20 protein-coding genes are annotated in these 25,921 nt (G+C 63.2%); 9 read left to right on the top strand and 11 right to left on the bottom strand.

Features of this window, described 5'->3' with window-relative positions:
• Positions 1-89: 89 nt before the first annotated feature.
• Positions 90-485 (bottom strand): hypothetical protein, encoded by a 396-nt coding sequence (locus QN085_RS18990; protein ID WP_013973698.1) that lies wholly within the window; start codon positions 483-485, stop codon positions 90-92.
• A 77-nt stretch (positions 486-562) separates the two neighbouring features.
• Positions 563-817 carry a BrnA antitoxin family protein gene (locus tag QN085_RS18995; RefSeq protein ID WP_013973699.1) on the bottom strand — a complete coding sequence of 85 codons (255 nt, stop codon included), beginning with the start codon at positions 815-817 and terminating at the stop codon, positions 563-565.
• A gap of 282 nt (positions 818-1,099) precedes the next feature.
• Here QN085_RS18995 and QN085_RS19000 point away from each other — a divergent pair, with 282 nt between their 5' ends.
• Complete coding sequence (locus QN085_RS19000) at positions 1,100-1,372, top strand: hypothetical protein (RefSeq protein ID WP_013973700.1); 273 nt, start codon at positions 1,100-1,102, stop codon at positions 1,370-1,372.
• A 125-nt stretch (positions 1,373-1,497) separates the two neighbouring features.
• Here the strand turns inward: QN085_RS19000 and QN085_RS19005 are convergent, their stop codons facing one another.
• The gene (locus tag QN085_RS19005) at positions 1,498-2,859 is read right to left on the bottom strand and encodes a DEAD/DEAH box helicase (protein ID WP_041505663.1); all 1,362 of its coding nucleotides are present in this window, start codon (positions 2,857-2,859) and stop codon (positions 1,498-1,500) included.
• 104 nt (positions 2,860-2,963) lie between these two features.
• Between QN085_RS19005 and QN085_RS19010 the strand changes: the two genes are divergently transcribed.
• Positions 2,964-4,265, top strand: a complete 1,302-nt coding sequence (locus tag QN085_RS19010) for a mechanosensitive ion channel family protein (RefSeq protein WP_023660848.1) — start codon at positions 2,964-2,966, stop codon at positions 4,263-4,265.
• A gap of 311 nt (positions 4,266-4,576) precedes the next feature.
• Here the strand turns inward: QN085_RS19010 and QN085_RS19015 are convergent, their stop codons facing one another.
• From QN085_RS19015 to QN085_RS19030, 4 genes are all read right to left on the bottom strand, one after another.
• Positions 4,577-5,953 carry a purine-cytosine permease family protein gene (locus QN085_RS19015; RefSeq protein ID WP_031324337.1) on the bottom strand — a complete coding sequence of 459 codons (1,377 nt, stop codon included), beginning with the start codon at positions 5,951-5,953 and terminating at the stop codon, positions 4,577-4,579.
• Positions 5,954-6,025: 72 nt separating this feature from the next.
• Positions 6,026-6,907 (bottom strand): carboxylate/amino acid/amine transporter, encoded by an 882-nt coding sequence (locus QN085_RS19020; protein WP_013973704.1) that lies wholly within the window; start codon positions 6,905-6,907, stop codon positions 6,026-6,028.
• Positions 6,908-7,195: 288 nt separating this feature from the next.
• Positions 7,196-7,795: an FMN-dependent NADH-azoreductase gene (locus tag QN085_RS19025; RefSeq protein WP_013973705.1), complete on the bottom strand. Its 600-nt coding sequence runs from the start codon at positions 7,793-7,795 to the stop codon at positions 7,196-7,198.
• Positions 7,796-7,905: 110 nt separating this feature from the next.
• The gene (locus QN085_RS19030) at positions 7,906-8,220 is read right to left on the bottom strand and encodes a hypothetical protein (protein ID WP_012051530.1); all 315 of its coding nucleotides are present in this window, start codon (positions 8,218-8,220) and stop codon (positions 7,906-7,908) included.
• 48 nt (positions 8,221-8,268) lie between these two features.
• On the opposite strand from QN085_RS19030, the gene QN085_RS19035 reads away from it, so the two are divergent.
• The 4 genes from QN085_RS19035 (at position 8,269) to QN085_RS19050 (ending at position 12,465) form a co-directional block, all read left to right on the top strand.
• Entirely contained in the window at positions 8,269-9,192 is a 924-nt protein-coding gene (locus QN085_RS19035; protein ID WP_009683100.1) for a LysR family transcriptional regulator, read from the top strand.
• A gap of 13 nt (positions 9,193-9,205) precedes the next feature.
• Entirely contained in the window at positions 9,206-10,018 is an 813-nt protein-coding gene (locus tag QN085_RS19040; RefSeq protein WP_013973707.1) for an alpha/beta fold hydrolase, read from the top strand.
• A complete protein-coding gene (locus QN085_RS19045; protein ID WP_013973708.1) occupies positions 10,012-10,569 on the top strand; it encodes a peptidylprolyl isomerase A in 558 nt (185 codons plus the stop codon). The genes QN085_RS19040 and QN085_RS19045 overlap by 7 nt, the downstream gene beginning before the upstream one ends.
• Before the next feature lie 63 nt (positions 10,570-10,632).
• Positions 10,633-12,465 (top strand): ABC transporter ATP-binding protein, encoded by a 1,833-nt coding sequence (locus tag QN085_RS19050; protein ID WP_013973709.1) that lies wholly within the window; start codon positions 10,633-10,635, stop codon positions 12,463-12,465.
• Between the two features lie 125 nt (positions 12,466-12,590).
• Here QN085_RS19050 and QN085_RS19055 read toward each other — a convergent pair whose 3' ends face one another.
• A complete protein-coding gene (locus tag QN085_RS19055; RefSeq protein ID WP_013973710.1) occupies positions 12,591-13,718 on the bottom strand; it encodes a GNAT family N-acetyltransferase in 1,128 nt (375 codons plus the stop codon).
• Between the two features lie 262 nt (positions 13,719-13,980).
• Here QN085_RS19055 and QN085_RS19060 point away from each other — a divergent pair, with 262 nt between their 5' ends.
• Positions 13,981-15,225 (top strand): putative porin, encoded by a 1,245-nt coding sequence (locus QN085_RS19060; RefSeq protein WP_023660852.1) that lies wholly within the window; start codon positions 13,981-13,983, stop codon positions 15,223-15,225.
• Positions 15,226-15,419: 194 nt separating this feature from the next.
• On the opposite strand, the gene QN085_RS19065 is transcribed toward QN085_RS19060, so the two are convergent.
• The gene (locus QN085_RS19065; RefSeq protein WP_024087555.1) at positions 15,420-16,541 is read right to left on the bottom strand and encodes a beta-ketoacyl-ACP synthase III; all 1,122 of its coding nucleotides are present in this window, start codon (positions 16,539-16,541) and stop codon (positions 15,420-15,422) included.
• 237 nt (positions 16,542-16,778) lie between these two features.
• Positions 16,779-20,684, bottom strand: a complete 3,906-nt coding sequence (hrpA, locus tag QN085_RS19070) for an ATP-dependent RNA helicase HrpA (protein WP_047933722.1) — start codon at positions 20,682-20,684, stop codon at positions 16,779-16,781.
• A gap of 534 nt (positions 20,685-21,218) precedes the next feature.
• On the opposite strand from hrpA, the gene QN085_RS19075 reads away from it, so the two are divergent.
• Both QN085_RS19075 and QN085_RS19080 read left to right on the top strand, forming a co-directional pair.
• Positions 21,219-22,583 (top strand): glutamine synthetase family protein, encoded by a 1,365-nt coding sequence (locus QN085_RS19075; RefSeq protein WP_024087557.1) that lies wholly within the window; start codon positions 21,219-21,221, stop codon positions 22,581-22,583.
• Between the two features lie 23 nt (positions 22,584-22,606).
• The gene (locus QN085_RS19080; protein ID WP_023662137.1) at positions 22,607-23,914 is read left to right on the top strand and encodes an NAD(P)/FAD-dependent oxidoreductase; all 1,308 of its coding nucleotides are present in this window, start codon (positions 22,607-22,609) and stop codon (positions 23,912-23,914) included.
• 127 nt (positions 23,915-24,041) lie between these two features.
• On the opposite strand, the gene fadD1 is transcribed toward QN085_RS19080, so the two are convergent.
• Positions 24,042-25,739 carry a long-chain-fatty-acid--CoA ligase FadD1 gene (fadD1, locus tag QN085_RS19085; RefSeq protein WP_023663600.1) on the bottom strand — a complete coding sequence of 566 codons (1,698 nt, stop codon included), beginning with the start codon at positions 25,737-25,739 and terminating at the stop codon, positions 24,042-24,044.
• Between the last annotated feature and the right edge of the window lie 182 nt (positions 25,740-25,921).

The following is a 25,921-nucleotide window of genomic DNA, read 5'->3' on the forward strand; positions in this document are numbered from 1 at the left end:
GTCATTGGCATGGGCGAGGGCTCGGCAGTTATTCAGGAACTACCGATTATCGGGTTTCCATGGCCACCCTTGCCAGCCTCAAAACGACCTCAGGCGATCTGTGCCTTCGCCGACACCTGCTCGAAGGTGGTTTCATCCAGCGCATCCTCCTGCTCGTCCAGCACCTGGCGCGGGTGCTCGAAGCCGGGGATGCTGCTGTCGATCAGGCTCATCAACCGCGAGCCTCGTTCGGTCAGCACGAAATTCTCGCCATTACCACCATCTTCTTCGGGTCGGGTTTCGATGAAACCACGCTCGAACAACAGCCTCTCGTACTCGCAGGCACGGGTTTTCAGGTGGTCCAGGTCGCCCACCGGCTCCCCCTTGGCAGCCAGTGCCGCAGCGTGCTGCTCGGCATAGGGGCGTGGCGTGAAGCTGTGACCGGCGCCGTTCTGCACCTCGTGCAGCAAACGCTCGATCAGGTCCCAGTCGTAGGCGATGCTCATGGCTACGGGCTCCTGCTGTGGACGGAAGGGGTACACAGGTTGGGACCTGCCGAGGTTGCCCGGCGTTCCGAAATATCTCAGCGCTGGCGTTTTTGCGCTTGCATGTACTGGCGCAGCAACTGGTTGATCCGGGTCTGGTAGCCGCTACCCTGCTCTTTGAACCAGGCGAGGACATCGGAATCGAGGCGAATGGTCACCGTCTGCTTGGCTGGAACTCGCAGCTCAGCCTCGCGGAAGAAATTTTCATCCAGCTCAGGAATATCCGAGGTATCAATAGCCTGGTCGTCCTGTCGAGCCAGGCGACTCCAGTCAGTTTTCGATGCTTTGGTCATAATGTCTGGCCTCCCATTTGGTCCGTATTTACACCTGTACATACGACACCTCCTGATCCAGGCCAAAGCTAGGGAGCGATCGCACACTCTTCAATAGCTTCAGGAGGTTTTGGGAAAGGGATTACAACCTGGAGGGAAGTGGCCTGGCCAAATGGCTCACAAGGCTAGGTCAGATGCCCAGCTGGGGACAGGCTGACCATGAAGTGCCACCGGTCGAAGGCGCTGAACTAACGGCCAGGCACATGCCTCCACCGGGCATCACCACCGCCGGAGGTAGGAAGGATGAAACTGCTGCTGCCCATTGCCTGTGCCACTGCCCTGTCCTGCGCCCTGCCCGCCTGGGCCTGCACACCGGAAGAAGCAACGCAGAAACGCGAAGAGCTGGCCGGGTTGGTCACCCAGTTGACCGAGCAGAACCCGCAGAAGGCCAAGGAGATCAATGACGAACTTCAAGGGATGGAGCTGGGGACGGCGAGCAAGGATTTGCCCGACAAGTGTCAGCTGATCGACAAGCGGATCAAGGAGTTGAAAGAGGCGGAGAAAAAGGCTGAATAGTGGTCGCCTGTGCTGGCCTCTTCGCGGGTAAACCCGCTCCCACAGGGATCGCACAGGCCTGGAAGCCTGTGGGGTCGCTGTGGGAGCGGGTTCACCCGCGAAGAAGCTAACACCGTTACCGAGCGTTACTCAGCCGCAGGCCTGCGCTTCTTCAGCGGCGCCAGGCCGTCAGCGCTGGCCAGCGGTGCATTGGCCTTCGGCTTGGCGGTTGGCTTGCGCTTGGCGGCCGCCTTCTTGTCACCGGTCTTCTTCTCGACCTTTTTCTTCTTGCTGCCAGCCGCCTTGCCCGAGGCCTTGACCTTCTTAGGCCCGTTGTAGGTGCCCTTCACTTCCTTGATCACCCGGCGCTCGAACTGCTGCTTGAGGTAGCGCTCGATGCTCGACATCAGGTTCCAGTCGTTGTGGGTGATCAGCGAGATCGCCAGGCCTTCGCCACCGGCACGGCCGGTACGGCCCACGCGGTGCACGTACTCGTCACCGCTGCGCGGCATGTCGAAGTTGATCACCAGGTCCAGGCCGTCGATGTCCAGGCCACGGGCCGCAACGTCGGTAGCCACCAGCACCTTGGAGCTGCCCTGCTTGAAGCGGTCCAGGGCCAGCTTGCGGTCCTTCTGGTCCTTCTCGCCGTGCAGCACGAAGGCCTTCACGTCCTTGGCCACCAGGTGGCCGTAGATGCGGTCGGCCAGCGCGCGGGTGTTGGTGAAGATGATCGCCTTGTCGAAGGTTTCGTTGGCCAGCAGCCACTGCACGATCTGCTCTTTGTGCTGGTCGTGGTCGGCGGTGATGATCTGCTGGCGGGTGCCTTCGGCCAACTGCGAGACGCTGTTGAGCATCAGGTGCTCTGGGTCTTTCAGCACCTTGCCGATGATGTCGCGCAGGGCCGCACCACCGGTGGTGGCGGAGAACAGCAGGGTCTGCTGGCGGTCCTCGCACTCCTTGCACAGGCGCTCCATGTCCTCGGCAAAGCCCATGTCGAGCATGCGGTCGGCTTCGTCGAGGATCAGCACCTGCACGTGGGACAGGTCGAGGTTGCCGGCATTGAGCTGCTCGAGCAGGCGGCCCGGGGTGCCGATCAGCACGTCCGGCACCTTGCGCAGCATGGCGGCCTGTTCCTTGAAGTCTTCACCGCCGGTAACCAGGCCCGACTTGATGTAGGTGAACTGCGAGAACAGCTGTACCTGCTTGAGGGTCTGCTGGGCCAGCTCACGGGTCGGCAGCAGGATCAGCGCGCGGATCTCGACGCGGCGTTCGCGCAGGTCGACCAGGCGGTTGAGCAGCGGCAGCACGAAGGCCGCGGTCTTGCCGCTGCCGGTCTGCGCGGTCACGCGCAGGTCACGCCCTTGCAGGGCCAGGGGGATGGCCGCGGCCTGCACCGGGGTTGGCTCGACAAAGTTAAGCTCGGCCACGGCTTTAAGCAGGCGTTCATGCAGGGCGAATTGGGAGAACACGGAGGTAACCTCAGGCAAGTGCGGAAAATTCAGTTGCATAGGGTAACGTTTTCTGCCGCCTTAGCCGAATTTCTTTTGGCAACTTTGTCGCCATCCGCGCTCTAATGGCGCTTCGTTTGGCAACAAAGACTGTACGCAAGCCCATGGATATCCAACGAATCTGGCGTGACTCCCTCGACCTGTGGGGCACCCTTGACCAACATCCGATGCTGCACGCGGCCATCGGCCTGGCGGTGCTGCTGCTGGTTTCCCTGGTCATCGGCCGCCTGGCACGCTTCCTGGTGTTGCACGGCGCCCGCCTGCTCGCCCGCCAGCCAGCGCTGAAGTGGCTGGACGACCTGCGCAACAACAAGGTTTTCCACCGCCTGGCACAGACCACGCCGTCACTGGTGCTGCAGTTCGGCCTGAAACTGGTGCCCGAGCTGTCCGACACCGCCCAGCACTTCCTCGGCAATGTCGCCCTGGCCTTTACCCTGCTGTTCATGACCATGGCGTTGTCGTGCCTGCTGGATGCCCTGCTCGACATCTACGCCCGCACCGAACACGCCCGCACCCGCTCGATCAAGGGTTACGTGCAACTGGCCAAGATGATGCTGTGGATCTTCGCCTCCATCGTCATCGTCGCCACCCTGATCGACCGCTCGCCACTGTTGCTGCTGTCGGGTCTGGGTGCCATGTCGGCGGTGCTGCTGTTGGTGTACAAGGACACCCTGCTGTCGTTCGTCGCCAGTGTGCAGCTGACCAGCAACGACATGCTGCACGTGGGCGACTGGATCGAAATGCCCCAGGTGGGCGCCGATGGCGATGTGGTGGACATCACCCTGCACACCGTGAAAGTGCAAAACTTCGACAAGACCATTGTCTCCATCCCCACCTGGCGCCTGATGAGCGAGTCGTTCCGCAACTACCGCGGCATGCAGCAGTCCGGTGGCCGACGCATCAAGCGCAGCCTGTTCATCGACGCGGCCGGCGTGCGGTTCCTGACTCGCGAGGAAGAACAGCGGCTGAGCCAGGTGCACTTGCTGGCCGACTACCTGGCCGGCAAGCGCCAGGAGCTGCAGCGCTGGAACGAGGCCATGGGGCCGGTGGCCGAGCTGTCGGCCAATCGCCGCAAGCTCACCAACATCGGCACCTTCCGAGCGTTTGCCCTGGCCTATCTGAAGAATCATCCCAACGTGCACCCGAACATGACCTGCATGGTGCGGCAGATGCAGACCACCGCCGAGGGCGTGCCGCTGGAGATCTACTGCTTTACCACCACCACGGTGTGGGCGGATTACGAGCGGATTCAGGGGGATATCTTCGACTACCTGCTGGCGGTGTTGCCGGAGTTTGGCTTGAGCCTGTATCAGCAGCCGAGTGGCAACGACATGCGGGCGGGGTTGAGCGGGCGTGTATCGCAAGAGCCTGTGCCGCGTCGGCTGGAAGACATGAGCGAGGCTTGATATTGCCGGGGCTGCTTCGCAGCCCATCGCCTGCAAGCCAGCTCCCACAGAGGTCACGCAGATCGTGAGATCTTCGTTGTACCTGTGGGAGCGGCTTTAGCCGCGAAGAATCCAACGCGGTGCATGGCACCGGCTGCGCCGGTGTTCGCGGCTAAAGCCGCTCCCACAGGGCCCCTGCTAATTCAATGAGTTATGTGCAGTTCGATGAGAGCTGGCTTGCCGGCGATGGGCCGCAAAGCGGCCCCAAATTGTTTGACTGACAGGCATTACGAGGGTGGTGTTTAAGCAGCCCTTTTCGTGTCAGGGCCGAGTCAGGTGTGCGCATTCATGGTTGTCGAAAGCCGGTTGCTCCCGCGCCCATGGACCATGCAGTACAGCGCACCGGCCAGGATCAACCCCATCGCCCAACTGATATCCACCCCCAGCCACTCAGCCACGAACCCCGTGTAGAACGACAGCTTCATGAACGGGATGGTACCGATGATCGACACGGCGTACACCGCCAGGCTTCGACGATTGAAGCATCCATAACGCCCCTTGGAGTCATACAGCGCCCCCACATCATAGCGGCCCCTGCATACCCAGTAGTAATCCACCAGGTTGATGGCGCTCCATGGGATCAACAGGTACAGCTGGCCGATCAGGATGTCGGCAAAGAACGTATCGAAATTGTATTGGGTGGCGATGGCGATCAGCGTTGCCGCTGCGGTCAGGCCAGCCATTACCAAGGCCTTGGCCGTCGCGGTCACACGCCGGATGGCCTTGAAGGCACCAAAGATCGTGACCGACGACATGTAGGCGCTGTACAGGCACAGCACGTTGTACTGGATCACCCCCAGCGCTATCACTGCCAGCGCCAACGGCGCCCACGGGCCGAACAACGCGGCAATGGCTGTGGCCGGGTCATGCCCCAGTGCCGACGGCAATGCCACTGCCACCAGCGCGCCGAGTGCCATCATGGCGAAGGAGCCCAGCGCACAACCGCAGTAGGTGGCCCAGAACGTGGCGCGTGGGTTGACGTTGGCCGGCAGGTAGCGCGAGTAATCGGCTACATAGGGGCCATACCCCAGCGTCCAGGAGGCCGACTGGGCCACGATCAGGTTGAAGGCGGTGAACGAGAAGCCGGTACTCACTGCCGTCGTGGTTGCCATGTCGCCGGGGTGCAGCAGGATCAGCACCAGGGCGCCCGCAAAAACCAGCGTGGACAACAGGCTCATCCACGCGCCCAGGCGGTGGATCAGCTCGTAGCCGACAAAGCCGATGACAAAGGTCAGCAAGCCGACCACCACGATCGCCTGGTCATCGCTCATGGGCACCAGCGCCTGCAAGGCACTGCGCATCAGCACGCCGCTGGCGGCGAGGAACAGGACTGCGGCCGTGACCATCACCAGCAGAGGGAGCGCGGCACCATGGACACCGAACTGGGCCCGGCTCTGGATCATCTGTGGCACGCCCAGGTGAGGCCCTTGGGCAGAATGCGCGGCCATGAACACGGTGCCGATGAGGTTACCGACCAACAGGCCCAACAAGGTCCAGCCAAGGCTTAGCCCCGATGCAATGCCCAGGGTGCCGACCATCAGCGCGGTTATCTGGAAATTGGAGCTGAACCAGATGGTGAACAATCGTTTAGGCGTGCCATAACGCTCTGCGTGTGGGACAAATTCGATACTTCGCGTTTCTAGCTTCACGCCGGTCTCCCGATTTTGTTTTCCGGATTATCGGGTAGGGACCGGCGGAATTTGGGTTCAGTAACGAACGCGTCATAGCTGACTGCGCCATGGCTTGCTTGATAACGTCAGGGTACCCAGGCGGCTCATCCACACCGACGCCAGGATCACTGCCCCGCCGATGAACAGCCTGCCCAATGGCTCGTCCTGGTTCCAGATCAGTAGATTGAGCAGCAACCCTACCGGCACATGCAGGTTGTTCATCACCGCCAGCGTCCCGCCCGAAACCATGCAGGCGCCCTTGTTCCACCAGTACAGCCCCAGCGCCGTCGGGCACAGGCCCAGGAACAGCAGCACCAGCCACTGCACATCGGTGGTCGGCAGGTGCTGGGCGTTGCCGAACAGCAGGAAGGCCGGCAACACCACGAGCAAAGCCCCCAGGTAGAAATAGCCGAAGCGCTTGTAGTGCGGCAGGTCGCTGGGGTGGCGTGCAACCAGATGGCGGTACAGCACCTGGCCGGCGGCGTAGGTGAAGTTGGCCAGTTGCAGCAGCAGGAAGCCGATGAAGAACTCGCCGCTGATGGTGTCGAAGCGGATCACCGCCGCGCCGGCCACCGCCACCAGCGCTGCCAGCAGCGCCCACGGGTTGAAGCGCCGGTTCATGGCGTCTTCGATCAGCGTCACGTGCAACGGCGTGAGAATGGTGAACAGCAGCACCTCCGGCACGGTGAGCACGCGAAAGCTCAGGTACAGGCAGACGTAGGTGATGCCGTACTGCAACGCGCCGATCAGCAGCATAGAGCGCATGAAGCGCGGCTCGACCTGGCGCCAGCGGGTCAGCGGCAGGAACACCAGGCCAGCCAGCACCACGCGCGCGAGCACGGCAAAGTAGCTGTCGACGTGCCCGGCCAGGTACTCGCCGATCAGGCTGAAGGAAAACGCCTGGATCAGCGCGACGATTATCAGGTAGCCCATGGTTGCCTCTCGTGGATCAAGGCCGCGACCTTAGCGGGTTGCGGCAAATGAGTTCAACCATGAGGAATGTAAGGGCTGTGCCGGCCTCTTCGCGGGTAAACCCGCTCCCACAGGGACACCACAGGCCTCAGGTGCCGTGATATCCCTGTGGGAGCGGGTTTACCCGCGAAGAGGCCGGCACAGGCACCCATGAAATTCCAGGCATAAAAAAAAAGCCCGGCCATGCAGGCCGGGCAGGTACACCCAAAGGAGCAACAACAGGTGTCAGGGTTGGGAATTCGCTAAGCCTCAGGCCACCGCCGCCAGCTTGGCCTTGGCCTGGTTGACGCCCTTCTCGTGGAAGTCAGCGCTCATGTTCAGGCCTTCGGCATGGATGAAGTCGACATCGTGAATGCCGATGAAGGCCATTACCTGGCGCAGGTACGGTTCTTGGTGGTCGCTGGTGGCGCCGGCGTGGATGCCGCCACGGGCAGTCAGGACGATGGCGCGCTTGCCGGTCAGCAAACCCTGCGGGCCGGTGGGGGTGTACTTGAAGGTGATGCCGGCACGCAGCACATGGTCCAGCCAGGCCTTCAGGGTGCTGGGGATGGTGAAGTTGTACATCGGCGCAGCCATCACCAGCACGTCGGCGGCGAGCAGTTCATCGGTCAGTTCGTTGGAGCGGGCCAAGGCGTCCAGTTCCGCCGCACTGCGCTGTTCTTCGGGCTTCATCCAGCCACCCAGCAGGTTGGCGTCCAGGTGCGGCACCGGGTTCACGGCCAGGTCGCGCACACTGATCTGATCGGCCGGGTGGGCGGCCTGCCACTGCTGGATGAAATCACGGGTCAGCTGACGGGAAACGGAATCCTGCTGGCGGGCGCTGCTTTCGATGATCAGTACGCGGGACATTGGGGTGCCTCCATCGGCAAAAAGGGTTGCGATTCGATGGAGGTGAGATTACGGGTTGACCTATCGATAAAAAAGCGTAAAAAATGGGTTCAATCTATCGATTTATCAGTTTATTCTGCACTGCAGTTCAAGGCGATCCGTAGTTTGATGATCTGCCGGTTGAACTTGGCAGTGACATCGACGCTTTTACCGGCCGGTACGTTCACCCGGCGCACCCTTGGTGCCTCGGGGCCATTGCGGAAGGTCACCTTGCACGCGGCCGGTACCTGCCCATAGTTGTTGAGGGTGATGGCGCCAATGTCATAGGCCGTGTCATAGGCGGTGTAGTCGAGCTTTACCCCGGTCAGTTCCTTCTCAACGTCGATGGGATAAGCCATGGCCCCGAGGGGCAGGCACATCAGTATTGCCGCACAACATTTCTTCATTGGCCGCTCTCCTTGAAAGAGCGCAGCTTAGGACAACAGGAGCGAAAGATGAAAGCGCCGCGCGTAACCCTTGACCAGTGGCGAACCCTGCAGGCAGTGGTCGATCACGGTGGGTTTGCCCAGGCCGCCGAGGCACTGCACCGCTCGCAGTCATCGGTCAGCTACACCGTGGCCCGCATGCAGGAGCAACTGGGCGTGCCGCTGCTGCGCATCGACGGCCGCAAGGCGGTGCTCACCGAGGCCGGCAGTGTGCTGCTGCGCCGTTCGCGCCACCTGGTCAAGCAGGCCAGCCAGCTCGAAGACCTTGCCCACCACATGGAACAGGGCTGGGAGGCCGAGGTACGCCTGGTGGTGGATGCCGCCTACCCCAGTGCCCGCCTGGTCCGCGCCCTGGCCGCGTTCATGCCGCAGAGCCGTGGCTGCCGGGTGCGCCTGCGTGAAGAAGTGCTGTCTGGCGTCGAGGAAGTGATGCACGAAGGCATCGCCGACCTGGCCATCAGCAGCTACAGCATCGGCGGCTACCTGGGCGCCGAACTGAGCGCGGTGGAGTTCGTCGCCGTCGCCCACCCCGAACACAGCCTGCACCGCCTGGGCCGCGAACTGACCTTCCAGGACCTGGAGAGCCAGTTGCAGGTGGTAATCCGCGACTCGGGCCGCGCCCAGCCGCGCGATGTCGGCTGGCTGGGTGCCGAGCAACGCTGGACCGTCGGCAGCCTGGGCACCGCCGCTACCTTTGTCAGCAGTGGCCTGGGCTTTGCCTGGCTGCCCCGCCACATGATCGAGCGCGAGCTACGCGAAGGCGTGCTCAAGCCGTTGCCGCTGGATCAGGGTGGCAGCCGCCACCCACTGTTCTACCTTTATTCGAGCAAAGAGAAGACCTTGGGCCCGGCTACGCAGATTCTCATCGACCTGCTGCGCAATTTCGACACCGCGCCATTGGACGTGCCCTTCGCAGCCCCCCCGCAAGCCTGAGAGGACCGCGCCCATGGCCTATTTCGAACACGAAGGATGCACACTGCATTACGAGGAATACGGCCAGGGCGAACCCCTGGTATTGCTGCATGGCCTGGGCTCCAGCTGCCAGGACTGGGAGCTGCAGGTGCCGGTGCTCAGCCGCCATTACCGGGTAATCCTCATGGACATCCGCGGCCACGGCCGCTCCGACAAGCCACGCGACGGTTACCAGATCGCCACCTTCAGTGCCGACCTGCTGGCCCTGCTCGAACACCTGCACACCGGCCCCGTGCACATCGTCGGCCTGTCCATGGGTGGCATGGTCGCCTTCCAGTTCGCTGTCGACCACCCGCAGTGGCTGCGCAGCCTGTGCATCGTCAACAGCGCCCCCGAGGTCAAGCGTCGCACCCGCAGTGACTGGGTGTGGTGGCTCAAGCGCTGGGGCCTGGCGCGCCTGCTCAGTGTCGAAACCGTCGGCAAGGGCCTGGCCGAGCGGCTGTTCCCCAAACCGCAGCAGGCCGAACTGCGGCACAAGATGGCCCAGCGCTGGGCACGCAACGACAAGCGCGCCTACCTCAAGAGTTTCGACGCCATCGTCGACTGGGGTGTGCAGGAACGCATCGGCCAGGTTCACTGTCCTACCCTGGTGATCGCAGCCGACCAGGATTACACCCCGATACAACTGAAAGAACGCTACGTTGCCCTGATGCCTCACGCCAGGCTGGTGGTCATCGACGATTCCCGGCACGCTACACCCCTCGACCAACCCGAGGTCTTCAACCAGACCCTGCTGCAGTTCCTTGCAGCCGCTTCCACCTCTCAAGGATCTTTGAGCCCATGCTGAAAAAACTCCTGCTCACCGCCTGCTCGGTCGCCTTCGCCACCAGCGTCATGGCCTCCGACAAGACCCCGCACGTACTGCTGGACACCAGCTTCGGCCAGGTCGAGATCGAGCTCAACGCCGAGAAGGCACCGATCAGTACCAAGAACTTCCTGCAGTACGTCGACAGCGGCTTTTACAACAACACCATCTTCCACCGCGTGATCCCGGGCTTCATGGTCCAGGGTGGCGGTTTCACCGAGCAGATGGTGCAGAAAGAAACCCAGGACCCGATCAAGAACGAGGCCGGCAACGGCCTGCAGAACACCCGTGGCACGCTGTCGATGGCGCGCACATCCAACCCGAACTCGGCCACCAGCCAGTTCTTCATCAACGTCGCCGACAACGATTTTCTCAATCCGGGCCGCGACGCCGGTTACGCCGTATTCGGCAAAGTGACCAAGGGCATGGAGGTGGTAGACCAGATCGTCAATTCACCGACCACCGTCAAGAAAGGCATGCGCGATGTGCCAGCCGATCCGGTCTACATCAAGTCCGCCAAACGCATCGACTGACCGCAGGTTTCACAGGGACGTGAAAACCTTCCGGGGTCGGGTAGCACAGGAGTCTTGTCACCCATGCTGTACCGCCGTTTCGAGCAACTGATCGACATCTTCCGCGACGCGCCCAGCGAGTCGCCACCTGGCCAGGTGTGGCCGTTCTACCTGTACTACCTGCGCCAGGTGTGGCCGAGCTTTCTCGCCCTGCTGGTGGTGGGCCTGTTCGCCTCGCTGATCGAGGTGGCGATGTTCAGCTACCTCAGCCGCATCATCGACCTGGCACAGGGCACGCCCAATGCCAGTTTCTTCAGCGAACACAGCGGCGAACTGATCTGGATGCTGGTGGTGATCCTGCTGTTGCGCCCGATATTCTTCGGCCTGCACGACCTGCTGGTGCACCAGACCATCAACCCCGGCATGACCAGCCTGATCCGCTGGCAAAACCACACCTATGTACTCAAGCAGAGCCTGAACTTCTTCCAGAGCGACTTCGCCGGGCGCATCGCCCAGCGCATCATGCAGACCGGCAACTCACTGCGAGACTCTGCGGTGCAGGCGGTGGATGCGCTATGGCACGTGCTGATCTACGCCATTACCTCGCTGGTGCTGTTCGCCGAGGCCGACTGGCGCCTGATGCTGCCGCTGCTGCTATGGATCGCAGGCTACATCGCCGCGCTGTTCTACTTCGTCCCCCGGGTGAAGGAGCGTTCGGTGATTTCCTCCGACGCCCGCTCCAAGCTGATGGGCCGCATAGTCGACGGCTACACCAACATCGCCACCCTCAAGCTGTTCGCCCACACCGACTTCGAACAGCAGTACGCGCGCGAAGCGATCCGCGAACAGACAGAGAAAACCCAGCTGGCCGCACGCGTGGTCACCAGCATGGACGTGGTCATCACCACCCTCAATGGCTTGCTGGTGGTCGCCACCACAGGCCTGGCGCTGTGGCTGTGGAGCCAGTCGCTGATCACCGTCGGCGCCATCGCCCTGGCCACCGGCCTGGTGATCCGCATCGTCAACATGTCGGGCTGGATCATGTGGGTGGTCAACGGCATCTTCGAGAACATCGGCATGGTCCAGGACGGCCTGCAGACCATCGCCCAGCCGGTCACCGTCACCGACCGGCCCAACGCACCGGCGCTCAAGGTCAGCCGCGGTGCGGTGCGTTTCGATGATGTGGACTTCCATTACGGCAAGGCCGCCAACGTGATCGAAGGGCTCAGCCTGGACATACGCCCGGGCGAGAAGATCGGCCTGATCGGCCCCTCGGGGGCAGGCAAGTCGACCCTGGTCAACCTGCTGCTGCGGCTGTATGACGTGCAGGGCGGGCGCATTCTCATCGACGGCCAGGACATTGCCGAGGTAAGCCAGGCCAGCCTGCGCGCGCAGATCGGCATGATCACCCAGGACACCTCGCTGCTGCACCGCTCGATCCGTGACAACCTGCTGTATGGCCGCCCCGATGCCAGCGAGGCCGCGCTTCATGAAGCGGTGCGCCGGGCCCGCGCCGACGAGTTCATCCCGCAGCTGTCGGACGCTCAGGGGCGCACCGGTTTCGATGCCCATGTGGGCGAGCGCGGGGTCAAGCTGTCGGGTGGCCAGCGCCAGCGCATCGCCATTGCCCGGGTGCTGCTGAAGAATGCACCGATCCTGATCATGGACGAGGCCACTTCGGCGCTGGACTCGGAGGTAGAGGCAGCAATCCAGGAAAGCCTGGAGACGCTGATGCAGGGCAAGACGGTGATCGCCATTGCCCACCGGCTTTCCACCATCGCCCGGATGGACCGGCTGGTAGTGCTGGACAAGGGGCGGATTGTCGAGAGTGGCAGCCACAGTGAACTGCTGGAGCAGCAAGGCTTGTATGCCCGGTTGTGGCATCACCAGACCGGGGGGTTTGTCGGGGTCGACTGATTCCTGTACTGGCCTCTTCGCGGGTGAACCCGCTCCCACAGGGACCGCACAAATTTCACGGTCTGTGCAGTACCTGTGGGAGCGGGTTCACCCGCGAAAGGGCCGGCACAGGCAATATGAATGGATCAGTCCCGGCGATAGGGCAACATTCCCCTGGCCTCCTCGGCATACGCCCGCACCCCTTCCCGCTCCTGCGCCAGAAAATCCTCTACCGCCCGCCGCAGCCCCGGGTGCAGCAGGTAGTGCCACGACCGCGTCAGCACCGGCTCGAAGCCGCGAATCAGCTTGTGCTCCCCCTGTGCCCCGGCATCGAAACGCTGCAGCCCTTCGGCAATGGCAAAGTCCATGCCCTGGTAGAAACAGGTTTCGAAATGCAGCCGGTCGAATTCGTCCAGGCACCCCCAATAACGGCCAAACAGGCTGTCGCCCCCCACCAGGCTAAGGGCCATGGCCACATCACGGCCACCCTGCCGCGCCATCACCACGCGCAACGCTTCGGGCATGCGCTCGGCAAGCAGGCTGAAGAACTCGCGTGTCAGGTAAGGCGCACGGCGGCGCACCGCGTAGGTATTGGCGTAGCAGCGGTAGACGAAATCCCACTGCGCCTCATCCAGTTCAGCCCCACGGTACCAGCGGAATTCAATACCGTGCCCGGCCACCTGTTCACGCTCCTTGCGCATCTGCTTGCGCTTGCGCGAACTCAGACTGTCGAGAAAATCCTGGAAGTCACGGTAGCCGTGGTTGCGCCAATGAAACTGGCAGCCCAGGCGCTCCATCCAGCCCGGCTGGCCGGCCAGCTGTTCGTCCAGCGCCGGCTCGGTGAAATTGATGTGCGCGCCAGACAGCCCGCCCTTGGCCAGGTACTCCGGCAACGCCTGCAGCACCAGCAGGCCATCGGCTGGGTCGGCGGCGAGCAGGCGTGGGCCGCTGACCGGGCTGAACGGCACGGCACCGAGCAGCTTGGGGTAGTAGGCAATGCCGGCCCGCTCACAGGCATCGGCCCAGCCATGGTCGAACACGTACTCGCCAAACGAGTGCCATTTGCGGTACGCCGGCAGCAGCGCCCGTACCCGCCCGTCACGTTCCAGCACCAGGTGTTCGGCGGCCCAGCCGGTGTTGCGCGCGACGCTGCCGCTGTCCTCCATGGCGCTTAGAAACGCATGGCGTAGAAACGGTTGGCCAGCGGGCACCAGGGCATCCCAGGTGGCCGCCGGAAGATCACGCAAATGAGCAAGGCTGTACAGGCTGGTCACGGTTTCGGCTCGCTGTTTCAAGGTACCCAGTATCCCCAAGGAAGGCCCACCACTCAAATCACGATAGCCGGGACAGATCCTTTTATTCTCAATTACTTAACCGCAGTGCCACCAATTCGACATTAATCTGTCATTCGCCCCCGCAATACTTGCGCCTGTTTTCCGGAACCCCAGAACCTGTCTATTCAGGCCCTTTCCGAAGACATGCCAACACAGGGGCGGGCGCTTGAGCCTCCCCATCTTATTCAACAGGGAGAACCTTATGCGTCTTGTTTCTACACTTACCGGAGTGAGCCTCACCGGCATGATGCTGGCTCTGAGTACTCCGGCCAGTGCAGCTGTCGACGCCAAGCTGCTCGAAATGCTCCGCGCCAATGGCTCGATCAACCAGGCGCAGTACAACGAACTGCAGGCGGACCTGGCTCAAGAAACCAAGGAAAAGGCCGCTCAGAAAGCTCAGTCCGAACGGATGAGCTCCTTTGAACAGAAAGTGGCATGGGCCGCCAAGACCCAGGTCAAGGGTGATTTGCGCCTGCGTTACGAAGACGTCAACGTCGACGACCCGAACAGCAGCAGCGGCAACCAGGACCGCCAGCGCGTGCGTGCCCGTGTCGGCTTCTACAGCGAAATCAACCCGCAGGTCGACGCGGGCATCCGTATCGCCACCGGCAGCAGTGCCGACCGCCGTTCGACCAACCAGAGCTTCGACAACTACTTCGACAAGAAGTCGCTGTGGGTCGACCAGGCCTACCTCGACTGGCACCCGACTGCAGTTCCCAACCTGCACCTGATTGGCGGCAAGATGGCGCAGCCATGGGTGAGCATGGGCGACATCATCTGGGACAGCGACATCAACCCGGAAGGCGTGGCAGCCACCTACAAGACCGACCTGGGCGGGGCCGAAGTGTTCGCCAGCGCCGGTCAGTACACCCTCAAGGACAACGTCGATGGCGACGGCGTGCAATACAAGCATGACGCACAGGTCTATCACGGCCAGTTGGGCGCCAAATTCGCCCCGGCAGACGTGCTCAAGCTGACCGTAGGTGCCAGTATCTATGGCTACGACAACGACAAGGAAGCCACCATCCTGCAGTCGTTCGGCAACACCACCAACGAGTTCAACCTCGTGGAAGGCTTCGGCCAGCTGGACTTCACCGGCTTTGCCATCCCGCTCTCTGCTTACGGTCAGTATGTGAAAAACACCGAGAGCACCGATGGCGAAGACCAGGCCTGGTTGGCAGGCCTGAAAACCAAGGTCGGCGCCTGGAGCCTGGACTACAACTACCGCGACGTGCAGCGTAACGCCGTGGTCAGCCTGTTCACCGACTCTGACTTCGGCAACGGCTTTACCGGTTCGCGCGGGCACAAGTTCAAGGTCGGATATGAAATCGACAAGAACTTCTCCCTGGGCGCTGCCTACCTGATGGCCAAGACCGACCTGTCGCAGTTGCCCAACAGCGATGCCGATGTAGATACCCTGCAGGTAGACTTGGAAGCCAAGTTCTAAGCAAAACCCTGCACTGCTTCACCTGAAGCGGGAAATGCCGACCCCATCCGGCATTTCCCGCTTTTTTTGCCTGTGAAAAATGCACCGGCCTCTTCGCGGGTAAACCCCACAGGGCCCCCACAGATCTCAGGGCCTGTGGAGTACCTGTGGGAGCGGGTTCACCCGCGAAGAGGCCGATACTGGCTTGCGCTCAATCAGCGCTTGCGCAGAACCACGCTACCTATCGAATACCCCGCACCAAACGAGCTCAACACGCCCAGCGAGCCCTTGGCCAGGTCGTCCTGGTAAAGGTGGAAGGCAATCACCGACCCCGCCGAACTGGTGTTGGCATAACGGTCGAGAATCACCGGTGCATCTTCTTCGGCCACTTCACGCCCCAGCAGCTTCTTGACGATCAGGTGGTTCATGCTGAGGTTGGCCTGGTGCAGCCAGAAGCGTTTCACATCGCTGGGTTGCAGCCCGTTTTCCTGCAGGTGCTCACCGATCAGCTCGGCCACCTTCGGGCACACCTCGCGGAACACCTTGCGGCCTTCCTGGATGAACAACTTGTCCGCCGCGCCCTCGCCCTCTTCCGCCGCGCGGTTGAGGAAGCCGAAGTTGTTACGGATGTTGTTGGAAAACTCGGTCCACAGCTTGCTGCTGACGATGTCGAACTGGTGCGCCGAGGTGGCCTTGTCGGCACGTTCGAGCAACACCGCAGTGGCAGCATCACCAAAGATGAAGTGGCTGTCGCGGTCACGGAAGTTCAGGTGGCCGGTGCACACCTCCGGGTTGACCATCAGCACCGCGCGCGCCTGGCCCAGGGCCACGCTGTTGGCGGCGGTCTGGATGCCGAAAGTGGCCGACGAGCAGGCCACGTTCATGTCGAAGGCAAAGCCCTGGATGCCCAGCGCCTGCTGCACTTCGATGGCGATGGCCGGGTACGGGCGCTGCAGGTTGGAGCAGGCGACGATCACCCCGTCGACATCGGCCGCCGTGCGACCGGCGCGCTCCAGGGCCTGGCGGGCGGCGGCCACGGCCATTTCGCAGAGCACCGACGGTTCGTCGTTGGAGCGCTCGGGCAGACGCGGTTTCATGCGCTGCGGGTCGAGAATGCCGGCCTTGTCCATGACGAAGCGGCTCTTGATGCCCGAGGCCTTTTCGATGAACGCCGCATCGGACAGCGGCGCCGCCTCGACTTCACCGCGCTCGATGGCGGCGGCGTTGTCCTGGTTGAACTGCTGCGACCAGGTGTTGAAGGACGCCACCAGTTCTTCGTTGGAAATGCTCTGGGCCGGGGTGTACAGGCCGGTGCCGCTGATCACGACGTTATGCACGGTCGTTCCTCTGGTCAAAGGCCATCGCCACGGGGCGCTGGCTGGAAACATGACAGGTTAATGGCACTTTAGTACCAATTTATAGGCGAGGGCTGCGCCCTCGTTCGCGGGCACGCCCGCTCCCACAGGGGTTGCGCCGCTCCCGAGGACACTGCTGTACCTGTGGGAGCGGGTTTACCCGCGAAGGGGCCGCCAAGTGGCCCCAAATTGCATCAATATTGCCACAACTGCGGAAGTTTAGCCCTCCACCTGGCTCCATTGCTTGCTCAATCGCTTGTCGGAAATCGGCACCTTGGTCCCCAATTGCTGGGCAAACAGCGAAACCCGATATTCCTCCAGCCACCAGCGGTACACCGTCAGTTGCTCATCACGCTTGCCTTCCTGGGCATGCTTGTCGGCACGTGCCTTGTACTGCGCCCACAGGTTGGCCAGCTCACCGCTCCAAACCCGGTCCTTCTGCACCTGCGACCCCAGCTTCTCCAGGCGCAGTTCCACCGCCTTGAGGTAACGCGGCAGCTCCTTGAACCAGGCCCCGGGGGTTTCACGCACGAAGCCTGGGTACACCAGGTTGCCGAGCTGTTGCTTGATGTCGTTAAGCGCCACTGCCTGGCTCAGGTCGATCTTGCCCTTGAAGCGCTTCTGCAGTCCATGCCACAGCTTCAGCACTTCCAGGGTCTGCCGTGCCAGGCGCTCGGCATGCTCGGCCCAGCTGCCGCGCTTGCGCTCGGCCAGGCCAGCCAGGGCCGCACCATCGCGTGGCAGCGGCTGTTCGCCTTCAAGGATGCAGCTGTCCAGGCTGGCCAGCAAAATGTCCTCGACCAGCGCCTCGACCCGGCCCATTTCACGGTACAGCAGGCCCAGCTCGGTCAGCCCCGGCAGCTTGCCGCGCAGGTACTTGGCCGGCTCGGCCAGCTGCTGCAGCAACAGGCGCTGCAAGGCGCGGCGGTGCTGGAATTCGGCCTCGGCCTGGGTCGAGAAGCGCCCTTCGCGCACGGTGCCGCCCTCTTCCACCAGTGCCGGGTACACAGTCATCGACAGGCCGGCGATCTTCTGCTGCGCGGTCTGCTTCACCTCGCTGAAAGCCTTGGCCTGCACCGGCTGCTCGCTCTTGGCGTCACGCGGCACGGCCAACGCTGCCTGGCTGGCTGCTGCAAAGCGCGCGGTCAGCTCGGCCAGGTCGCGACCTTCACCCAGAAACTTGCCCTGGCCATCGACCACTTCGATGTTCATGCGCAGGTGGCCTTCGACCAGGTTGACCGACTCGTCCCATGCCTCGTCGGGCACACGGGCGCCGGTCATGCGCAGCAGTTCCTGGCCCAGGGCCTGCGGCAATGCGCCCTGGCCGAAGGTCATGCGCGCCAGCGAGGCCTTGACGAAGTCCGGCACCGGCACAAAGTTCTTGCGCAGCGCCTTGGGCAGGTTGCGCACCAGCGCCACGCACTTGGCTTCCAGCAGGCCGGGCACAAGCCATTCCAGGCGCTCGCCCGGCAAGCTCGGCAGCAGCGGCGCCGGTACCCGCACGGTCACGCCATCGCGGGGGTGCCCGGGCTCGAAGTGGTAACTCAGCGGCAGGCGAAGCTCGCCCACCTGCAGGCTGTCGGGGTACTGCGCGGCGGTGACTTCGCTGGCCTCGCGGGCCAGCACGTCTTCCTCGCGCATGATCAGCAGGTTGGCGTCCTTCTGGCTGCCCATGCGGTACCAGCTGTCGAAGGTCGCCGTCTGGTGGATTTCCGCCGGCAGACGCGCTTCGTAGAAGGCATATAGCGTCTCTTCGTCGGCCAGGATGTCACGGCGACGGGCCTTGGCCTCCAGCTCGTCGAGCTCTTCCAGCAAGCGCTTATTGGCCGCCAGGCACTTGGCCCGCGACTGGATTTCGCCACCCACCAGGCCTTCGCGGATGAACAGCTCGCGCGAGGTGACCGGGTCGATCGGGCCGAAATGCACCGGCCGACGGCCGACCAGGATCAGCCCGTACAGAGTGATCTGCTCGTAGGCCACGACCTGCCCGCGCTTCTTCTCCCAATGCGGTTCGAAGTGGTTCTTCTTGACCAGGTGGCCGGCCAGCGGCTCGATCCAGTCCGGCTCGATCCTGGCCACCATGCGTGCGTACAGCTTGGTGGTTTCGACCAGTTCGGCCGCCATCACCCACTGTGGGCGCTTGCGCCCCAGGCCCGACGACGGGTGCACCCAGAAGCGCCGCTGGCGGGCGCCCTGGTAGTCGCCCTCTTCGGTCTTCTGGCCGATCTGGCTGAGCAGGCCACTGAGAATGGCCTTGTGCATTTTCGGGTAGTCGGACGGGTCCTTGTTCACTGTCAGCTGCAGGTCACGGCAGATCAGTGCCAGCTGGCGATGGGCATCGCGCCATTCGCGCAGGCGCAGGTAGTTCAGGAAGTTCTTGCGGCACCAGTTGCGCAGCGGGTTGGCGGTCAACGCCTGGCGCTGTTCCTCGAAGCCACGCCACAGGTTGACCAGCGCGGCGAAGTCGGAATCCACGTCCTTCCATTGCGCGTGCGCCTGGTCGGCGGCCTGCTGGCGCTCCGGCGGGCGTTCGCGCGGGTCTTGCACCGACAGCGCACTGGTGACGATCAGCACTTCCTGCAGGCTGCCCAGGCGGGCGCCTTCGAGCAGCATGCGCCCCAGCCGCGGGTCGATCGGCAGGCGCGCCAGTTGGCGACCGATCGGCGTCAGCTGGTTTTCGCGGTTGACCGCCGACAGCTCCTGCAGCAGGTTGAAACCATCGCTGATGGCCTTGCCATCCGGCGGCTCGATGAACGGGAAGGCGTCGATTGCGCCCAGGCGCAGGTGCAGCATCTGCAGGATCACTGCCGCCAGGTTGGTGCGCAGGATCTCCGGGTCGGTGAACGCCGGCCGGCTGTTGAAATCCTCTTCGCTGTACAGGCGCACGCAGATACCCGGCTCGACCCGGCCGCAGCGGCCCTTGCGCTGGTTGGCACTGGCCTGCGACACGGCCTCGATGGGCAGGCGCTGCACCTTGGCGCGGTAGCTGTAGCGGCTGATGCGTGCGGTACCGGTATCGATCACGTAGCGGATGCCCGGCACGGTCAGCGAGGTTTCCGCAACGTTGGTGGCTAGCACCACACGGCGCCCGGTGTGTGGCTGGAAGATGCGCTGCTGCTCGGCCGGCGACAGGCGCGCGTACAACGGCAGGATCTCGGTGTGGCGCAGTTGCGCCTTGCGCAAGATCTCGGCGGCATCACGGATCTCGCGCTCGCCCGGCAGGAAGATCAGCACATCGCCGGGGCCCTTGCCCTCACTCCGCTCGTGGTGCGCCAACTCGTCCAGCGTGGCGAGGATGGCCTGGTCGACGGTGAGGTCGTCCTCGATCTGGTTGCCCTCCTCGTCCTGCTCGCTGGTTAGCGGGCGGTACCAGGTTTCCACCGGGAAAGTACGCCCGGACACCTCGATGATCGGCGCGCCGTCGAAGTGTTTGGAGAAGCGCTCCAGGTCGATGGTCGCCGAGGTGATGATCAGCTTCAGGTCCGGGCGCCGGTGCAGCAGGGTCTTCAGGTAGCCGAGCAGGAAGTCGATGTTGAGGCTGCGCTCGTGGGCCTCGTCGACGATGATCGTGTCGTAGCGCTCGAGGAAACGGTCGTGTTGGGTTTCGGCCAGCAGGATGCCGTCGGTCATCAGCTTGACCAGGGTGTTGGCGTCGCTCTGGTCTTCGAAACGCACCTGGTAGCCGACCAGCCCGCCCAGCGGCGTGCCCAGTTCTTCGGCGACCCGCGCGGCAACGCTGCGGGCGGCGATCCGGCGTGGCTGGGTGTGGGCGATCAGGCCATGGCTGCCACGGCCCAGTTCGAGACAGATCTTCGGCAACTGGGTGGTCTTGCCCGAGCCGGTTTCGCCGGCGATAACCAGCACCTGGTGCTCGGCCAGGGCCTTCTTGATTTCGTCACGCTTGGCAGCGATTGGCAGGCTGTCGTCGTAGCGCACGGTCGGCACGCTCTGCTGGCGCGCGGTGACCTGGGCGCAGGACGCCTGGACCTTTTCCACCCACTGCGCCAGCTTCGCCTCGTCGGGGCGCTTGCGCAGTTCGTGCAATTGCCGGCGCAGGCGATGGCGGTCGGCGATCATGGCGTGGTCGAGGTTTTGCAGCAGTTTGTCGATGGCGTGGTCAGTCATGGGGCTTTTTAGTGATGCAGGTGGGCCTGCTTTTTCATGATCGGCATTCGGAAAGTTGGGCGATTGTCGCAGATTTGCCGGTTCTCTGCTGCCTGTGACGGCCTCTTCGCGGGTAAACCCGCTCCTACAGGGACCGCACAACACCCAGCCTTGATGCAATCCTGTAGGAGCGGGTTTACCCGCGAAGAGGCCAGGTGCAACGGCACAAATGTTTAGCCAGGTGCGATGTAAAGGTTGCCATTCACTGCTTTAATCAACCTTACGCCGCATGTGAGTATCAAAGGCATGACTCCCGTCCAGCCCATCGCCCCACCGTCGTCCCGCCCTTCGCAAGCGAAGGCCCGGCGCCGTGCCGGTGAGAATCCGCTGGTCCACATCATCCTCGCCTTCTGGGCCCTGTGGCACTGCCGTCACGCACGCCCACCGGATTTCTCGCTCACGCCGTTGTGACCAGACCCGGCCGTCTTCCGGCCGTTTGACTCAGCCGGGCCGCCAGCATGCGCGGTGGCCCGTGCGCCCGTGAGCGAATCCATCATGCACTTTGCACCTGTAGAGCAGGCCAGCCGTTTTCTGGCCGACAACCCCGATATCGAACTGTTCGAACTGTTCATCCTCGACGCCAATGGCGTGCCGCGCGGCAAGCTGCTGCACCGCGACGAACTGTTGGCCGTGTACCAGACCGGCCGGCCGCTGCCCAGCACCATTCTCGGCCTGACCCTGAACGGCGACGACGTGGAAAACTCCGGCCTGGTGTGGGACGTGGGCGATATCGACTGCCGCGCCTACCCGCTTGAAGGCAGCCTGGTGCGCCTGCCCTGGCGCCGGGTGCCGACCGCCGCGGTGCAGGTGAGCATGCACCCGAACGAGGGCCTGCCAGCCAGCATCGCCGACCCGCGCCATGTGCTGCTGCGTACCATCGAGGCGTTGAAGGCCGACGGCTACCATCCGGTGATGGCCTGCGAGCTGGAGTTCTACCTGCTGGACCAGCAACCTGATGCCCAGGGCCGCCCGCAACCGGCACTGGACAATGACGGCGGCCGCCCACGCACCACCCAGGTGTATGGCCTGCGCGAACTGGAGCAGATCGAGCCGTTCCTTGCCGACCTCTACGCCGCCTGCAAGGCCCAGGGCATCCCGGCGCGCACGGCGATTTCGGAATACGCCCCCGGCCAGGTGGAAATCACCCTCGAGCACGGCGACGCTCTGCAGGCGATGGACCAGGCCGTGCGCTACAAGCGCCTGGTCAAAGGCATTGCCCATGCCCATGGCATGCAGGCCTGCTTCATGGCCAAGCCGTTCGCGCAACTGGCCGGCACCGGCATGCACATGCACCTGAGCCTGGCCGACAGCGCCGGCAACAACCTGTTCGCCAGTGAGGACAAGGCCGGCACCCCGCTGCTGCGCCAGGCCGTGGCAGGCATGCTGCGACACCTGCGCGACTCGCTGCTGCTGTTCTGCCCCAACGCCAACTCGTTCCGCCGCTTCCAGGCCAACAGCTATGCCCCGCTGGCGCCAACCTGGGGCGTCGACAACCGCACCGTGAGCCTGCGCATACCGGGCGGTCCGGCCAACAGCCGGCACGTGGAGCACCGCATCTGCGGCGCCGATGCCAACCCCTACCTGGCCGCTGCGGCGATCCTTGCCGCCAGCCACTGGGGCATTCGCCAACAGCTGGACCCGGGGGCACCGGTGGAAGGCAATGGCTATGCCCAGGCCACCGAACACCTGCCCACCGACTGGCTGACTGCCCTCGACGCCCTGCAGCATTCGAGCTGGGCTCGCGAAGCACTGGGCGAGGACTTCCTTGGCGTATACCTGAAGGTCAAGCGCGCCGAGTACCGCCAGTTCATGGCCGAAGTCAGTGAGCAGGACTGGCGCTGGTACCTGCACCAGGCCTGATCCCCGGATAACAAGGAACACCCATGAATGCAGCATTGAACAAAGGGCCGGCGCAACGCGCGCCGTCCTACTACAGCGCCACCCTCAACGACCACACCGCGTACCCGCAGCTCAAGGGCACGGTACAAGTGGATGTGGCGATCATCGGCGGCGGCTTCACCGGCGTGGCCACGGCGGTGGAACTGGCCGAGCGTGGCCTGAAGGTGGCCATCGTCGAAACCAACCGCATCGGCTGGGGTGCCAGCGGGCGCAACGGCGGCCAGGTCACCGGCAGCCTGTCGGGCGACGAAGCCATGCGCACGCAGATGCGCAACCGCCTGGGTGCCGAGGTCGATGACTTCATCTGGCACTTGCGCTGGCGCGGGCACCAGGTGATCGAGCAGCGCGTGGCACGCTACAACATCGACTGCGACCTCAAGCGCGGCCACCTGCACGCGGCCATGAAGCCCTCGCACATGGACGAGCTGCGCGCATTCGAAGCCGAGGCCCGGCGGCGCGGCATGGGCGAGCAGGTGCAACTGCTGGACCGCGATGGCGTGGCCGAGCACCTGCAAAGCCCGCTGTACCTGGGCGCGCTGAAAAACCTGCGCAACCTGCACCTGCACCCGCTCAACCTGTGCCTGGGCGAGGCCCGTGCCGCCCATGGCCTGGGGGCGCTGATTTTCGAAAACTCCGAAGTGCTGGACATCGTCCACGGCCCGCGCCCGGCGGTAGTCACTGCCCACGGGCGGGTCGAGGCGCGCCAGGTGATGCTGGCCGGCGATGTGTACCACAAACTGGAAAAGCGCCAGCTCAAGGGCAAGATCTTCCCGGCCATGGGCGGCATCGTCACTACCGCACCGCTGGGGGAACTGGCCGAACAGATCAACCCGCAGGACCTGGCGGTGTACGACTGCCGCTTCGTCCTCGACTACTACCGGCTGACCGCCGACAAGCGTCTGCTGTTTGGCGGTGGCGCCAACTATTCCGGCCGTGATTCACGGGATATCGAAGGCGAACTGCGCCCGTGCATCGAGCGCACCTTCCCGGCGTTGAAAGGCGTGCCGATCGAGTTCCAGTGGAGCTGCGCCATGGGCATCGTGGTCAACCGCATCCCGCAGCTGGGCAAGCTGTCGGACAACGTTTGGTATTGCCAGGGTTATTCGGGGCACGGCATTGCCACCAGCCACATCATGGGCGAGATCATGGCCGAGGCGTTGACCGGGACGCTGGAGAAGTTCGACACCTTTGCCCAGTGCAAGCATGTGCGGGTGCCAATGGGGGAACTGCTGGGGAACCCGCTGTTGGCGGCAGGGATGTGGTATTACCAGATGCTGGAGAAATTGCGCTGATTTTACCGGCCTCTTCGCGGGTAAACCCGCTCCCACAGGTATTGCACAACCCTTGAGAGTTGCACAGAACCTGTGGGAGCGGGTTTACCCGCGAAGAGGTCGGTAAAGCCAGCAGAGATTCAGAAGATCAGGCGATCTTCTTCAGGCCCTGCTTCTTCAGCTCTTCATCACGCAGCTCACGGCGCAGGATCTTGCCCACGTTGGTGGTCGGCAGCGCGTCGCGGAACTCGATCTGGCGCGGTACCTTGTAGCCGGTAACGTTGGCGCGCATGTGCTCCATTACCTGTTCCTTGGTCAGGGTCATGCCCGGCTTGACCACGATGAACACCTTGATCACTTCACCGGACTTCTCGTCCGGCACGCCGATGGCCGCGCACTGAAGCACGCCCGGCAGGGCCGCCAGCACATCCTCCAGCTCGTTGGGGTAAACGTTGAAGCCCGAGACCAGGATCATGTCCTTCTTGCGGTCGACGATGCGCATGTAACCATCCGGCTGGATCACGGCGATGTCGCCGGTCTTCAGCCAGCCATCGCTGTCGAGGATCTCGGCAGTGGCCTCCTCACGCTGCCAGTAGCCCTTCATCACCTGCGGGCCCTTGACGCACAACTCGCCCACCTCGCCCAGCGGCAGCTCGTTGCCGTTGTCGTCGATGACCTTGCACAGGGTGGACGGCACCGGAATACCGATGGTGCCGACCTGGTTGGCCTCAGCCGGGTTCACCGCAGCCACCGGGCTGGTCTCGGTCATGCCATAGCCTTCGCAGATGGCGCAGCCGGTCACGGCCTTCCAGCGCTCGGCCACGCTCAGTTGCAGGGCCATGCCGCCAGAAAGGGTGATCTTCAGCGCCGAAAAGTCCAGGGCACGGAACGCCTCGTTGTTGCACAAGGCAACGAACAGGGTGTTGAGGCCGACGAAGCCGCTGAACTTCCACTTGCCCAGTTCCTTGACCATGGCTGGCAGGTCACGCGGGTTGCTGATCAGCACGTTGTGGTTGCCGATCAGCATCATTGCCATGCAATGGAAGGTAAAGGCGTAGATGTGGTACAGCGGCAGCGGGGTGATGAGGATTTCGCAGCCTTCATGCAGGTTGGAGCCCATCAGCGCCCGGCACTGCAGCATGTTGGCCACAAGGTTGCGGTGGGTAAGCATCGCGCCCTTGGCCACGCCGGTGGTGCCACCGGTGTACTGCAGCACCGCCACGTCGTTGGCCTGCGGGTTGGCCTCGGTCACCGGCTGGCCCTTGCCCTGCGCCAGAGCGTCGTTGAAGCGTACGGCACGCGGCAGGTTGTAGGCCGGCACCATCTTCTTCACGTACTTGATCACGCTGTTGATCAGCAGGCGCTTGAGCGGCGGCAGCAGGTCGGCCACTTCGGTGACGATGACGTGCCTGACCTGGGTCTTGGGCACTACCTTCTCGGCCAGGTGGGCCATGTTGGCCAGGCACACCAAGGCCTTGGCGCCGGAGTCGTTGAACTGGTGTTCCATTTCCCGTGCGGTGTACAGCGGGTTGGTGTTGACCACGATCAGCCCGGCACGCATGGCACCGAATACCGCTACCGGGTATTGCAGTACGTTAGGCAGCTGCACGGCAATGCGGTCACCCGGCTTGAGGTCGGTATGCTGCTGCAACCAGGCGGCAAACGCTCCCGACAGCGCATACAGCTCGCCATAAGTGATAGTCTTGCCCAGGTTGCTAAAGGCCGGTTTGTCGGCAAAGCGTTGGCAGGATTGCTTGAGTACCGCCTGGATATTGGGGAATTCGTCAGGATTGATTTCCGCCGTAATCCCGGCTGGGTACTTATCCTTCCAAAAATTTTCGATCATGGAAGCCCACTCCTTCAGCAACAGCGAAGTTCGATTCACGCGTCGATGCGCTTATTATTGATATGGGATGACGGCTCGTTGCAAACCGGATCATCTGAAAGCGGGCCGAGAGTAACAGCTTTGCCTGGGGTCGCCTAGAGGCCAAAATAGGCCTCACGGTCATAAAAATGACTCAATGAACA

This window comes from Pseudomonas sp. M2(2023), assembly GCF_030263955.1.
GTDB lineage: Bacteria > Pseudomonadota > Gammaproteobacteria > Pseudomonadales > Pseudomonadaceae > Aquipseudomonas > Aquipseudomonas asiatica.